The sequence below is a fragment of the Ruegeria lacuscaerulensis genome (assembly GCF_013034685.1).
Lineage (GTDB): Bacteria > Pseudomonadota > Alphaproteobacteria > Rhodobacterales > Rhodobacteraceae > Ruegeria > Ruegeria lacuscaerulensis_B.
Genome location: NZ_WQGO01000001.1, coordinates 479,880 through 492,423 on the forward strand (window position 1 = coordinate 479,880; position 12,544 = coordinate 492,423).

At 59.6% G+C, this 12,544-nt stretch carries 13 protein-coding genes, 1 tRNA gene and 1 riboswitch; of the genes, 7 read left to right on the forward strand and 7 right to left on the reverse strand.

All coding sequences use genetic code 11. The features are described 5' to 3' along the window. Positions 1 to 576: 576 nt before the first annotated feature. Positions 577 to 1,251 carry a TIGR04283 family arsenosugar biosynthesis glycosyltransferase gene (locus tag GOV80_RS02425; protein WP_170782708.1) on the reverse strand — a complete coding sequence of 225 codons (675 nt, stop codon included), beginning with the start codon at positions 1,249 to 1,251 and terminating at the stop codon, positions 577 to 579. A 73-nt stretch (positions 1,252 to 1,324) separates the two neighbouring features. On the opposite strand from GOV80_RS02425, the gene ygfZ reads away from it, so the two are divergent. Both ygfZ and GOV80_RS02435 read left to right on the forward strand, forming a co-directional pair. Then, a complete protein-coding gene (gene ygfZ, locus GOV80_RS02430) occupies positions 1,325 to 2,062 on the forward strand; it encodes a CAF17-like 4Fe-4S cluster assembly/insertion protein YgfZ (RefSeq protein ID WP_170782709.1) in 738 nt (245 codons plus the stop codon). Positions 2,063 to 2,166: 104 nt separating this feature from the next. After that, positions 2,167 to 3,111, forward strand: a complete 945-nt coding sequence (locus GOV80_RS02435; protein WP_170782710.1) for an ABC transporter transmembrane domain-containing protein — start codon at positions 2,167 to 2,169, stop codon at positions 3,109 to 3,111. A 52-nt stretch (positions 3,112 to 3,163) separates the two neighbouring features. Here GOV80_RS02435 and efp read toward each other — a convergent pair whose 3' ends face one another. Next, a complete protein-coding gene (gene efp, locus GOV80_RS02440) occupies positions 3,164 to 3,727 on the reverse strand; it encodes an elongation factor P (RefSeq protein ID WP_170770260.1) in 564 nt (187 codons plus the stop codon). Between the two features lie 218 nt (positions 3,728 to 3,945). Between efp and GOV80_RS02445 the strand changes: the two genes are divergently transcribed. Next, entirely contained in the window at positions 3,946 to 4,266 is a 321-nt protein-coding gene (locus tag GOV80_RS02445; RefSeq protein ID WP_037310273.1) for a DUF6280 family protein, read from the forward strand. Between the two features lie 72 nt (positions 4,267 to 4,338). Here the strand turns inward: GOV80_RS02445 and GOV80_RS02450 are convergent, their stop codons facing one another. Continuing rightward, entirely contained in the window at positions 4,339 to 4,908 is a 570-nt protein-coding gene (locus tag GOV80_RS02450; RefSeq protein ID WP_170782711.1) for a cobalamin biosynthesis protein CobQ, read from the reverse strand. Positions 4,909 to 4,970: 62 nt separating this feature from the next. Here GOV80_RS02450 and GOV80_RS02455 point away from each other — a divergent pair, with 62 nt between their 5' ends. Continuing rightward, complete coding sequence (locus tag GOV80_RS02455) at positions 4,971 to 6,428, forward strand: cobyric acid synthase (protein ID WP_170782712.1); 1,458 nt, start codon at positions 4,971 to 4,973, stop codon at positions 6,426 to 6,428. A gap of 3 nt (positions 6,429 to 6,431) precedes the next feature. Here GOV80_RS02455 and GOV80_RS02460 read toward each other — a convergent pair whose 3' ends face one another. The 3 genes from GOV80_RS02460 to GOV80_RS02470 all read right to left on the reverse strand — a co-directional run bounded on the left by GOV80_RS02460 (position 6,432) and on the right by GOV80_RS02470 (position 9,360). Beyond that, entirely contained in the window at positions 6,432 to 7,118 is a 687-nt protein-coding gene (locus GOV80_RS02460) for a hypothetical protein (protein WP_170782713.1), read from the reverse strand. Between the two features lie 74 nt (positions 7,119 to 7,192). Beyond that, positions 7,193 to 8,611, reverse strand: a complete 1,419-nt coding sequence (locus tag GOV80_RS02465; RefSeq protein WP_170782714.1) for a TolC family outer membrane protein — start codon at positions 8,609 to 8,611, stop codon at positions 7,193 to 7,195. A gap of 95 nt (positions 8,612 to 8,706) precedes the next feature. Next, positions 8,707 to 9,360, reverse strand: coding sequence for a protein-L-isoaspartate O-methyltransferase family protein (locus GOV80_RS02470; protein ID WP_170782715.1), 654 nt, complete (start codon positions 9,358 to 9,360; stop codon positions 8,707 to 8,709). A 226-nt stretch (positions 9,361 to 9,586) separates the two neighbouring features. Between GOV80_RS02470 and GOV80_RS02475 the strand changes: the two genes are divergently transcribed. After that, a tRNA-Cys gene (locus GOV80_RS02475) sits at positions 9,587 to 9,660 on the forward strand. Positions 9,661 to 9,703: 43 nt separating this feature from the next. On the opposite strand, the gene GOV80_RS02480 is transcribed toward GOV80_RS02475, so the two are convergent. Continuing rightward, positions 9,704 to 10,660 carry an NAD(P)-dependent oxidoreductase gene (locus GOV80_RS02480; protein WP_170782716.1) on the reverse strand — a complete coding sequence of 319 codons (957 nt, stop codon included), beginning with the start codon at positions 10,658 to 10,660 and terminating at the stop codon, positions 9,704 to 9,706. Between the two features lie 146 nt (positions 10,661 to 10,806). Further along, a riboswitch (cobalamin riboswitch) is annotated at positions 10,807 to 11,014 on the forward strand. Between the two features lie 85 nt (positions 11,015 to 11,099). On the opposite strand from GOV80_RS02480, the gene GOV80_RS02485 reads away from it, so the two are divergent. After that, positions 11,100 to 11,474: a DUF1636 family protein gene (locus tag GOV80_RS02485; protein ID WP_170782717.1), complete on the forward strand. Its 375-nt coding sequence runs from the start codon at positions 11,100 to 11,102 to the stop codon at positions 11,472 to 11,474. A 1-nt stretch (position 11,475) separates the two neighbouring features. Continuing rightward, positions 11,476 to 12,531: a cobalamin biosynthesis protein CobW gene (gene cobW / locus GOV80_RS02490; RefSeq protein ID WP_170770244.1), complete on the forward strand. Its 1,056-nt coding sequence runs from the start codon at positions 11,476 to 11,478 to the stop codon at positions 12,529 to 12,531. The last annotated feature ends 13 nt before the right edge of the window (positions 12,532 to 12,544 follow it).

Below are 12,544 nucleotides of genomic sequence, written 5' to 3' on the forward strand. Positions count from 1 at the left end.
ACAGTTCTCGTCTCGACCGACAAATCGACGTGGCCTACGCAGCTACACTGGCCTTTGACCGGGACGCTGCGCGCTTTCGGTTGCGCTTTTGTGATCCCGCCTACGACGATGATATCGGCGTTCTGTGCGAAAAGGTGGAATTCCTGTCAGCGTCTACGGCCAGCAACGCTGACCTGCCCCTGTTTATCGCCGTGACCAACGAGGTCGCGCCGCTGCAAGGACTGCACTTCCTGTTCGGACGTCAGGCCAAGGACGAAATGGACGACGCACGCGCGATGGCCGAAAAAGCCAGCGCTTTCGATATCGACCAATTTCTGGTTTTTACGACCGTGGACGACAAAACCCAGATTGCCATCGACAATATGCGCCGCAAGGTGCCTGCGATTGCCGGGGACTATCTGATCCTAGCCCGAAGCTACGAGGATCTGATTGCGCAAGTCGGGAAGTTGAAAGACGAATGGGAATATCTACAGGCCAACGCGCATATATTGGTGTTGCAAATCATCGCCCTATGTCTGGTCAGCTTTGCTGCACCGTTCCGACTGGGCAAATCGCTTGTGGAACTACGAACCGCCTTCAGCGCCGATACGCCTGAGCCAGTCGCTCTGGGTCCGCGCCAAGAAAATACCGTGTCAGAGTCCAAAGGTTCCGCGTCCCTCGACGCAGCCAACCCGCCTTCTGGTATCGGTCCGCACTCGTAAAGGCCCGGACCGGCAACAGAGTGATGCGGCCAAGGCGACGCACCAACGCCACGTCCTCCATCAATGGCTGATCCGGGAACCCTCCCGCCTTTTCATACAGGCGGCGCGGAACCAGCAACCCCTGATCGCCATAGGGCAAGCCAAATATCCGGCTGCGCAGGTTGGCCCAACCCGCCACCCATGTCGGGGCAAAACCCGAGGCAGAAAACGCCAGCCGGAAGACCCCCGGGGCGCCATGTCGCAGATGATCCCCAACCACTTTGGTCCAGCCCTGCTGCAATACGGTGTCGGCGTGCAACACCAGCAGCCACTCGCCCTTGGCCTCGGCACACCCCCGGCGCAACTGACCACCGCGCGACGCGGCACCGGACACGATTTCAGCCCCGGCCTCATCCGAGATCTCTAGGGTTTGGTCCGTCGATCCACCGTCCGAAACGATCAACTCCCGGATCAGGCCGGTATGCAGCCCTTCCATCAACGCCTCAAGCGTTGCGGGTAGGGTCTGAGCCGCATTCAGGGTTGGGATGACGATCGAGATCGGTGCTGGCACGTGGATTACCCTCTGGTCTTGTCGGCGCGAACTCCTATATCACGAAGCCGAGGGAAAGCACGAGGACACCCCCATGCCCAATCGCCGCATCCTGCGCCTGAGTGGCGCGGACACTGACAGTTTCCTGCAAGGGCTGGTGACAAACGATATCGCCGGGATGCAGGGCGGGTTGGTCTATGCAGCGCTGCTGACGCCGCAGGGCAAATACCTTGCCGATTTCTTTCTGACGCGTCGGGGCGACGCTGTCCTGCTGGACGTGGCAGAAACTCTGGCGGACGGGCTGGTCAAGCGTCTGAGCATGTACAAGCTGCGCGCGGACGTCACGATCGCGGACAGCGGGTTGAATCTGCAACGCGGCACCGGCCCTGCGCCCGACAGCGCCCTGCCCGACCCACGCCACAATGACATGGGCTGGCGGACGTATAGCGCTGCTTCTGAAAGCGACGACGGCACCGATTGGGACGCCATCCGTGTGCGAAATTGCATCCCTGAGACGGGCGTTGAGCTGACCCCAGACAGCTACATCCTCGAATCCGGGTTCGAAGCGCTGAACGGCGTCGATTTCAAGAAGGGCTGCTATGTCGGGCAAGAGGTCACCGCCCGCATGAAGCACAAGACCGAGCTGCGCAAAGGTCTGCGCAGGGTGCTGATCGACGGCAGCGCCCCGGTCGGAACGGAAATCAACGCAGGTGGCAAACCTGTTGGGACGTTGTTCACTCAGTCGGGCGGCGCTGCCATCGCGTATCTGCGGCTGGATCGCGCAACCGGCGATATGCAGGCCGACGCAGCGACGGTTCGGCTAAGCAGTTGAATTGTTGCGCAATCGGCACGGCTGAACCCGATCACCGCGGGTAAAGATTGCCACCCCCACCCTGGCGCTGTCACAATACCGACGGGACCAACACGGGTGCGGGTATGTTCAAGCTATACAGAGCGATCTGGCGCGCCAGCGCCGGGCGACAGATCATCCTGATCGCCCTGTCCATTGCGGTGGCCGCCCTTGCCGCCGTCCCACTGGAATTTCAACGCGATATCGTCAACCACCTGACCTCGGCCAATATTGATGCCGATCACCTGATGTTGCTGGGCGCGGGGATGATGGGGGTTATCCTGCTGAGCCTCGGGTTGAAATGGGTGCTGGGATACCGCTCGGGCACGCTGGGCGAAGACATGATCCGCCTTATCCGTCAGCGGCTGCTGGTCAGGTCTGCTGATCTGAACGAAACGGGCGAGGACGTGCGCAAGGGGACCATGACCACCGCCATCTCGGCCGAAGCGGAAGAGCTCGGCAAATTCGCAGGTGGTGCGTTTTCCGACCCGGTCGTGCAGATCGGAACGTTGATCAGCGTGATAGGATATATCTCCTCCACACAGCCGGGGCTGGGACTGATCGCTTTTTCGATGATCGTGCCGCAGATCGTCATCGTGCTGGTGTCGCAACGCAAAGTTAATGTCTTTGTGGCTGAACGCGTGCGCATTCTGCGCAGCGCCACGGACCGGCTGACTTCGGCCCAGATCGACGCCGCTGCGCGTGAGGTCGAGGCGCAGTTCGACGACATCTATGAAACCCGCCGCCGGATGTTTCTCTGGAAGCTTTCTGCCAAATTCCTGCTCAGCGTCATCAACGGCGCAGGCACCGTTGGCATACTGATGCTGGGCGGTTGGCTGGTTCTGCAAGGGCGCACCGATGTCGGCACCGTGGTTGCCGCAACAAGCGGGCTGGCCCGGATCCAGGGACCGACCGCGTTTCTGATCGCCTTCTACCGCCAGGTCAGCGCCAACCGCATCAAGTATGAGCTGATGCTGGAACTGTTCGGCCCCCACCCCGAGCAATACCGCCGTATCAAGCGCCGCACATAAAAAAGGCCACGTAGCCTTGGCTAACGCGGCCTCTTGGCGATTTCAGTGCAGCTTACGCGCGCTCGGAATATTCCATAGTCTCGGTGTTCACTACGATCATCTCATCCTGACCGATGAAGGGCGGCACCATGACCTTGACGCCATTGTCCAGAATGGCCGGTTTGAACGAGTTCGCAGCGGTCTGACCTTTGACGACCGGCTCGGTTTCGACGATCTTGCAGGTCACTTTCTGGGGCAGCGTGGCGTTCAGGGCCTCTGCTTCGTAGAACTCAACCACAATGGTCATGCCGTCCTGCAGAAACGGGCGACGTTCGCCCAGCAGTTCCGATGGCAGTTCGATCTGCTCATAGGTCTCGGAATCCATGAACACCAGCATGCCGTCGGATTCGTAGAGGAACTGCTGATCCTTCTGTTCCAGCCGCACACGCTCGACCTTGTCCGCCGAGCGGAACCGTTCGTTCAGTTTCGACCCGTTGCGCAGGTTACGCAGCTCGACCTGCGCAAAAGCGCCGCCTTTTCCAGGTTTTACGTGATCGACTTTTACGGCTGCCCACAGGCCGTCATTATGCTCAAGCACATTGCCGGGGCGAATTTCGTTCCCATTTATCTTGGGCATGACATAAATCCTTCACAAACGGTTGATGCGTCAGTTGCGCTTCCTATATCTGGCGTGACCACACCTGGCAAGACAACGAGACCTAGTGCTGCACATGCAGCAAGCTATGCGAGTGACGCAACGCAACTATGCATATTAGCTGTATCCGAATCACACTTTATAGGTCATAAGGACCGTCACGCCGAAAATGCAAGAGCAAGAACAACAAGGAAGACGAGATGAGAGATTTCGTTGACGGCACCGCCTTTAACAATGAGCAAGGCAACCGTGCGCGCAAACTTTTTGCAGCCGTCGTTCTGGCTGCGCTGGATGATGCAATTGCCGATGACAAGAAATACGGCAATGGCCCCGAACAAATCGCCCGCTGGGCCCGCTCTCGCGATGGCCGCGAGGTGCTGTCCTGCGCGGGTATCGACCCCAATGAGCGGGTTGTCAGCGGCCTGATGGAATTCGTGGGGCGCGGTGTGCGCACCTCGGTCGCGCTGTCGCGCGAGGAAAGCGAACGCCGTAACGCTGCTCAGCAGGCCGAAGCCGCCTGATCTGAACTGCTGCCTTTGAGAAAAAGCGCGCTCTGACTGCCAGAGCGCGCTTTTCTTTTGGCTAAACCAACGTCAGAAAAACAACAGCCACTGCCGAGCGACCCAGACTTCGGCTGCAAGCAAAGCTGCGAAGAAGATCTTTGTCGGAAGGGTCAACCCGCGCCGCCAAAGCGCGATATATGACACCGCGCAGGCTGTGATCGACAAGGGCACGACCCATTGCGCGTGATGGGCGCTGTCCCAATAGCTGATCGGGCTGTGAAAGACCCAATTGCTCAGCGGCCAAAACTGCGCCCGTCCATCCCCTGCATGCAGCAGAAAATCGGTACCCAGATGCAGCAACCCGGCCGAGGCGCCCAGCACCAGCAAACGCGCGCGCAGCAATACCCCGATGGCCAGTGCCAGCCCCCAGACTAGAAACGAGTTGTCGATGGCAAAAACGGTCTGCCACGCGTCGGAATAATAAAGCTGCCCGAACACCACTTGCTCGGGGATGTTCAGAATGAACAGCGACACCCCCGCCATCAGATAGAGCGACAGGTCCGGCAGCACCGACCCAATCAGAACGGCACGCAGAGTTCGGCCATAGGACGGGCGCGCAAAGGCGGCGGCTCCGATCAAAAGATGGGCTGGCGTGTTCATCGGGGGCTTTTCCTCCGCCGTCAAATCGGGTCATGTGCCCGTCAGGTTATAGGAGAACAAGCATGGTTCGCGCCATCATGATTCAGGGTACCGGCAGCAATGTGGGTAAATCGGTTTTGGTGGCCGGGCTGGCTCGCGCCTATACACGACGCGGGCTGCGCGTGGCTCCGTTCAAGCCGCAGAACATGTCAAACAACGCCGCCGTAACCGAAAACGGCGGCGAGATCGGGCGCGCGCAGGCGCTTCAGGCGTGGGCAGCGAACAGGCCGACGCATACGGATATGAACCCGATTCTGCTCAAACCCGAAACCGACACGGGGGCGCAGATCATCGTGCAGGGGCAGCGGGCTGGAACGATGAAGGCGGGTGACTACCGCAAGGGCAAATCCAAGCTGCTGGGGGCTACGCTGGAAAGCTTTGACCGGCTCTGTGCGGATGCCGATCTGGTTCTGGTCGAGGGCGCAGGCAGTCCGGCTGAAACCAACCTGCGTAAGGGAGATATTGCCAATATGGGCTTTGCCTGCGCCGCAGGTGTGCCGGTCGTGCTGGTCGGCGACATTCACCGCGGCGGTGTAATCGCACAGATTGTAGGCACGCAGGCGGTGCTGGAAGCCAGCGATCTAGCGATGATCAAGGGCTTTGCGGTGAACCGCTTCAAAGGTGATGTGTCCCTTTTCGATGAAGGGCGTGACGATATCGCAGCGCGGACCGGTTGGACCTGCATGGGTGTCGTGCCGTGGTTCAACGACGCATGGAAACTGCCTGCCGAGGATATGATGGACATCCGCTCTCACGCGGGCGGGACCTGCAAAGTGGTGGTGCCGCAACTTGAGCGGATGGCCAATTTTGACGATCTGGACCCGCTCTCGGCTGAACCAGGCATCACGGTCGAGATCGTCCCTGCGGGGCGCCCCCTGCCCGGCGATGCGGACCTCGTGCTGCTGCCAGGCAGTAAATCCACTATCGGCGACCTGACCTTTTTCCGGGCGCAGGGGTGGGATGTGGACCTCTATGGCCATGTGCGGCGCGGTGGTCATGTTTTGGGCCTGTGTGGCGGGTATCAGATGCTGGGCAATACCATCTCCGATCCCGGCGGCGTCGATGGTCGACCAGGAACAGTCGATGGGCTGGGCTTGCTGGACGTCGATACCATCATGGCTGGCCAGAAGCAGGTCACGTTGCGGCAGGCGCATGCGGTTCCCGGCAAAGAACCGGTGTCAGGCTATGAAATCCATATGGGCCGGACCGAGGGCCCCGACTGCGCCCGCGCTTGGCTGGAGGTTGAAGGTCGGCCCGAGGGTGCCGCAGACAAAACTGGACGTATTCGCGGCAGCTATCTGCACGGGATATTTTCGTCCGATGCGTTCCGCGCGCGTTACCTGTCGGAATTGGGGGCTGTCTCAGAGATCAATTACGAGGACGGCGTGGACGAGACGCTGGACGCATTGGCCGACCATCTTGAGCAGCATATGGATTTGGATCAGCTTTTGGAACTGGCGCAACAGCCCTGCCGGGCCTAGCGTCTAGCTGGATTCCACCTCAGCCAAAGCCCGATAAATCTCGCGCCGGACCATTTTTCGCACGTTGCGGGTGAAGCGTTCGCCCAGCACGCCCTGAAGCTCTTCCCGCACGACCTGCGCGATAAGCTGGCGCAACGCGTCTTCATCCATCGCAGGAGGTTCAGGCTGTTCTTCAGCCTCGGTCGCCGCGATGACCTCGGGGTCACGGATGAAGGTTGCTTTGGTGTCCGAGAGCCCCTCTTCCACCACTTCATCCTCTTTGGCTTCGTTCCCGACGCTCCAACCCAAAGCACGGGTCGGAGTTCCAGAATAGGCGTCATCGCTATCACCGTCGGGTTCCCACTGATCCTCGGTGCGGGCAATCGCCGCCTCCAGCGCTTCTATCTTGGAACTCAGGCTGAAACTCGGAACTTTCTCTGGGGTTGGGACGGGTTGCGACGCCTCACTCTCTACTGCATCCCGGGCGCGCAGAACCATAGGTTTGACTGACGCATCCACCACCGGGTCTGCAATGGGTTTACCGTCCTCATTATCCTCGACTCGCAGTGCGTCCGTCAAAACCAATCTACCGGGCTTTCGTGCCAAAGAAGACGGAACGAGATCGGGGATTTTGCGGCCTTCTTCACCGACCAGGCGTTTGATAGAGGACAAAACGTCCTCTACTCTCCCGTCTACGACTTTATCCGTCATTCTTCTCTACCACTCTTTCCTCAGAATCGAGTGTAGCCAAACACTTCGGCCCTCACAACAGATTGTGACCTGGGTTAGTCGCGGCGCAGGGCCTTGAGTACCCGATCCAGATCCTTGCTCTGCTTGCTAACCTGTGCCGGTGCTTTCTTGACCAGATTGTAATACAGCGTCGGGTCATAAATTTGCACGGCCAGCCCCAAACGCTCGGCCGTCAAAAGACCTTGCGCCTGCAACAACTGATAGGCAGCCAGCGACCGTTCGGTGCGCGATGCAACCTCATTGAGCTGCGCATCCAGCAGGTCTTGCTGTGCGTTCAGAACATCCAGCGTCGTCCGAGCGCCCAAGGTCGCCTCTTCCCGGATGCCGTCAAAGGCCACTTGAGAAGCTCGCACCTGCTCGGTCGAAGCGCGCAGGCTGGCCGATGCAGCCTGGAAGTTGGCATAAGCCACGGAAACGCCTTGCGTGATATCTTTCTGTACGTTCAGCAGGTTCGCGCGGGACGCGTCACGGGTCGCCATTGCACGACGGACCTGCGCGGCCAAGGCGCCACCAGCATAGATCGGCTGAGTGAAGGTCAAAGCGACCGTCGCGTCTTCGATTGAATCGTCGTTGTCGTAGCTTTCGGTAATCCCGGCATCCGCGTTCAAAGTAACATTCGGGCCAAGGTTTGCACGCTGCTGAAGAACGGCCAGATCAAAGGCACGAACCTCATGCTGAGATGACAGGATCGCCGGGTGGTTGCGCTGAGCCAGGGCAATCGCCTCCGCCTCTGACCGCGGCAGGTTGGGCAGGCTGGGCTGACCAGCCGTCGCGCCCGGCGCTTTACCTACGGCGTTAACGTATTCGGCCTGCGCCGTGCTCAGGTTCCCGCGCGCAACGGACAGTTCCGCCTGAGCGCTGGCAAGCTGCGCCTGCGACAGCGCCACGTCCGTGCGCGTCACCTCGCCCACATCGAAACGGTCCTGCGAAGCGCGGAGTTCCTCGGCAGAAACTTCCACATCGTTCAATTGAATCTGAACGGTTTCTTCCTGAAGAACAACGGCCAAATAAGCATTTACGGCTCGGAACAGCACGGCCTGTTCCACATCAATCAGGCTTTGACGTGTGGACAGAACGATTTCTTGCGCCGATTGCTTGCCCAGAACCGAAAAGCCACCATCGTAGATCAGCTGACTAAGCGTCAGACCAGCAAAGAACGTAGAAGGTTCATTTCGGACCGTCACATCGTCAATGGTCGAGCGGGTATAATCCTGGCTGACCTGAGCGGCAAAGTTGATGATCGGACGCAGCGCGGCCAATGCGATCGCCACATCTTCGTCGGCAGCACGCAGCAAGGCCCGGTTTTGTTCCAACAGCCCGCTGGTGTTATAAGCACCAATGAACGCGTCTGTCAGATTGTCTGCCCATGCGCCCCGACTTGGCACAACACTAAGCGCGATACCGGCCGTCAGCGCCAACGCCTTGACCAGTTTTCCTCCCGCCGTAGAACTCATCACGAAATCCTCTCAAACCAAAATTACGCAGCCCTGCGGACAGTTTGCGCGTTTATGTTCAACTAATCAAGGTGGCAGGACAATCTGTCCCGGAATTATAGCGAAAATACACGATCCGTGGAAAAAGCGCGCAAAACCGGGGCATTGGCATTAAACGCGTGGCGCCAAGTCACGCGTTCGCCGGATTTGTGGCCGATCCGAACAGTTCCCAATTCACCATCCATGAAAAGGCATGCGATCCGGCCATGATCCTTGAGCTGCGCGAGCAACGCGTCAGGCACATGCTCGACCCCGCCTTGAATCAGGATGACATCGTAGGGGCCATGTTCGGTTGCACCCTGCTCCAAAGGCCCGACATGCACGATTGCGTTATCTGAGTCTGCTTCCATCAAAACGGTTTGGGCCTCGGTGGCGAGTTCTTCATCCTCTTCCACCGCAACCACAAGCTGCGCCATCTTTGCGGCAACAGCAGTAGAATACCCCATCGCCGGCGCGATATCGAGTACGACCTCATCATTGGAAATATTCAGCGCATCCAACATTTTGGCAAGCGTCCGAGGCTCCAGCAGGCAGCGACCGTTCCCCAGATCTAGCAGCCCTTCAACATATGCTGCCTCGCGCTGCGCATCGGGCACGAAGTTTTCACGCCTGACGCTAAGCATCGCATCGATAATCGGAAATTTCGTGACATCAGAAGGCCGGATTTGCGTATCGACCATAGTGCGGCGCCGGGCTGCAAAATCTGTCATTGGATCGCTCGTTCTATTCCCTTGGATGCTGGGCTTGTGCCATATCCGGATAAAACCGGCAACGGCTCAGGCATCGAAACTTTTGTTGCAGAACAAGAAAGTGAACCTGTTTCCGATACGGCACGCCTGCGCTTGCTGAATTTTCGCCGCAACCCTCTGGACGCCCCAGAAGAAAGCTGTTAAAACGCCTGTCACACCACAGCAAGTATTTGATTTTACTTGAAAAGGCGAGTTGGCGGAGTGGTGACGCAGCGGATTGCAAATCCGTGTACACCGGTTCGATTCCGGTACTCGCCTCCACTCTCTCTACAAAACAGACTATTCCACTGGCGCGCAGCTTGCGTCATTCGGCCCCACGCCCCTGAGGGATGACCTCGCATCCGGGCTCTTCCGGTTCGTCGTCCTCCATCTCGGGCGGAAAACCGGAGGCTGTGATGTCTAGACCGGTTGCATCCTCCAGACGTCGGATGATGTTGGGAGACAATTCACGCTCGCCATAGCGGGCAATTCCGTCCTCGAAAATCTGGATCATGACCGGGTTGATCTCCAGCGGTACACCGGCGCGGTCAGCAACGTCCTGAAACAGCCCGATATCCTTTTTCACAAGGTCCATCGTAAAGGAAATGTCGCGTGATCCGTTCAGGATCACCTGGCTTTCGGTCTCATGCACAAAGGAAGTACCTGATGAAATCTTGATCGCCTCATAGGTCGTGTTCAAGTCCATCCCGGCGGCCTTGGCGGTCACGAGCGCTTCAGCGCAGGTAATCAGGTTTGCCGTCGCCAGGTAGTTGGTCAGCACCTTAAGCACCGAGGCCGAGCCCAACGCGCCCGTGTGCAGCACGCGGCGGCCCATCGTGGTCAGAAAGGGTAGGATACGTTCGAACGTTGCACGGTCGCAGCCCGCGAAGATCGAGATATTGCCCGTCGCCGCCCTATGGCACCCGCCTGAGACGGGGCAGTCGACTGCCGCCCCTCCGCGTTCGATGACCTGCGCACCCAGCCGCTTGACCTCGGCCTCGTCGGTGGTGGACATCTCCATCCAGATCTTGCCGGGGCCGACTTCGGGCAGCATCTCCTGCATCACGGCGTCCGAGGCAGCAGGCGATGGCAGACAGGTGATCACCGCGTCGCAATCGCGCATCAGCTGGGCCGGGCTTTCGGCGGCCTTGGCCCCCTGCGCCACGAAGCCCGCGACCAGATCAGGGTTCAGATCGTGCACCGTCAGGTCGATCCCGTTGCGCAGCAAAGACCCGGACAGTTTGCCGCCCACATTGCCCAGTCCGATAAAGCCCACTCTCATGCGACACGTCTCCCTGTTTGCGCCGTTTCGGTCATGGCAGCACGGGGTTGCGGGCTTCGTCATGCCGCCCAGCGACGCTTACAGGTCGCTTTTCCACCGTTGCTTCACAGATGCTTGCGACTCGCTTGACAAGCCCCTGTCCGGTGCCGCATGTCCGATCCGTTGGTGTCCTCTGCACGAGGATGAAAAGGGAATGCGTCAACGGATCATCCGCCAAACGCAGCCGCCCCCGCGACCGTGACCGGAGAGGGTGCCCAAGCCACTGGCCAGACAGGCCGGGAAGGCGGGACATCCGGCAGGGCAATCGCCCTGACATCCGCAAGCCGGGAGACCTGCCAGCACCCGCGATTGAAACCGGACGGGGTGTTCCGGTGTCGGGTCAAATGCGACCCGCTTGAAACCCCGTCCCCCACGATGAGGATTTGGGGGGATGAGAGACATGACCGAGACCGCTCCGGTCGAGCTGCTGGTTTGCACCACCTGCCGCCGCGGCCTACCTGTTGAAGATGACGCAGACCGCCCCGGCACGTTGTTGCACAAGGCGCTGGAACAGGCCGATCTGCCCGAAGGCGTAACGCTGAGAGCCGTCGAATGCCTGTCGAATTGCGATCAGGGCTGTTCCATCGTGCTGCGCGGCGGGCCGGAACGCTGGACCTTTGTTTATGAGAACCTGAGCGAAGTCGATCATGTCGACGTGATCGTAGACGGTGCCACCAAGTATCTGGCCTCCGAGGACGGTCTGGTCAAATGGCGCGAGCGCCCCGAACACTTCCGCAAAAACTGCGCCTCGCGCATCCCCCCGATTGGAGCCTGACATGTCCACTTTGGAAAAACTCCCCGTTACTGTGATCACCGGCTTTTTGGGTTCGGGCAAGACCACGCTGGTGCGCCACCTGATGCAGAACCCGCAGGGCAAGCGTCTGGCCGTTGTGGTCAACGAGTTTGGCGATGTCGGCGTGGATGGCGATATCCTGAAATCCTGCGCCATTCCCGATTGCCCGGCGGAAAACATCATGGAACTGGCCAATGGCTGCATCTGCTGCACCGTGGCCGATGATTTCATCCCCACGATCGAGGCGCTGATGGCGCTGGAGCCGCGCCCCGAGCATATCCTGATCGAAACCTCCGGTTTGGCGCTGCCCAAGCCGCTGCTGAAAGCGTTCGACTGGCCCGATATCCGATCCAAGATCACCGTTGACGGCGTGATCGCGCTGGCCGACGCCGAGGCTGTTGCCGCCGGTCGCTTTGCCCCGAATGTCGCGGCGGTGGATGCCCAGCGTCTGGCCGACGACTCCATCGACCACGAAACGCCTCTGTCCGAGGTGTTCGAGGATCAGATCTCCTGCGCCGATATCATCCTGCTGACCAAGCCTGATCTGGCCGGCCCCGAAGGTGTCGCCAAAGCCAAAGAGATCATCGCCGCAGAGGCCCCGCGCCCTCTGCCGGTCGTCGAAGTGGCCGAAGGCGTTGTGGACGTGCGCGTCGTGCTGGGTCTTGAGGCTGCCGCCGAGGATGACATGGAGGCTCGGCCCAGCCATCATGATGGCCACCATGATCACGAGCACGATGATTTCGAAAGCATCATCGTCGAGCTGCCGGAACAGACCGACCCGGCCGATCTGGTCGCGAAAATCGAACGTCTTGCCAAAGAACTGAACATCCTGCGCGTCAAAGGCTATGCCGCTGTTCAGGGCAAGCCAATGCGCCTGCTGGTTCAAGCCGTCGGCGCGCGTGTGCGTCACCAGTATGACCGTCCGTGGGAGCCCGGCGAAGAGCGCCGCTCGCGTCTGGTGGTGATCGCCGAGCATGACGATATCAAAGAGGCTGAAATCCGCGAAATCCTTGCGGGCGTCACCGAAGCCGCCGAGTAAGCACAGAGTAAAC

Excerpts from the sequence above, each read along its gene's own strand:
- ygfZ (WP_170782709.1), top strand. The coding sequence starts at position 1,325 with ATGCCCAATCGCCGCATCCTGCGCCTGAGTGGCGCGGACACTGACAGT.
- GOV80_RS02435 (WP_170782710.1), top strand. The coding sequence starts at position 2,167 with ATGTTCAAGCTATACAGAGCGATCTGGCGCGCCAGCGCCGGGCGACAG.
- efp (WP_170770260.1), bottom strand. The coding sequence starts at position 3,727 with ATGCCCAAGATAAATGGGAACGAAATTCGCCCCGGCAATGTGCTTGAG.
- GOV80_RS02445 (WP_037310273.1), top strand. The coding sequence starts at position 3,946 with ATGAGAGATTTCGTTGACGGCACCGCCTTTAACAATGAGCAAGGCAAC.
- GOV80_RS02450 (WP_170782711.1), bottom strand. The coding sequence starts at position 4,908 with ATGAACACGCCAGCCCATCTTTTGATCGGAGCCGCCGCCTTTGCGCGC.
- GOV80_RS02455 (WP_170782712.1), top strand. The coding sequence starts at position 4,971 with ATGGTTCGCGCCATCATGATTCAGGGTACCGGCAGCAATGTGGGTAAA.
- GOV80_RS02460 (WP_170782713.1), bottom strand. The coding sequence starts at position 7,118 with ATGACGGATAAAGTCGTAGACGGGAGAGTAGAGGACGTTTTGTCCTCT.
- GOV80_RS02465 (WP_170782714.1), bottom strand. The coding sequence starts at position 8,611 with ATGAGTTCTACGGCGGGAGGAAAACTGGTCAAGGCGTTGGCGCTGACG.
- GOV80_RS02470 (WP_170782715.1), bottom strand. The coding sequence starts at position 9,360 with ATGACAGATTTTGCAGCCCGGCGCCGCACTATGGTCGATACGCAAATC.
- GOV80_RS02480 (WP_170782716.1), bottom strand. The coding sequence starts at position 10,660 with ATGAGAGTGGGCTTTATCGGACTGGGCAATGTGGGCGGCAAACTGTCC.
- GOV80_RS02485 (WP_170782717.1), top strand. The coding sequence starts at position 11,100 with ATGACCGAGACCGCTCCGGTCGAGCTGCTGGTTTGCACCACCTGCCGC.
- cobW (WP_170770244.1), top strand. The coding sequence starts at position 11,476 with ATGTCCACTTTGGAAAAACTCCCCGTTACTGTGATCACCGGCTTTTTG.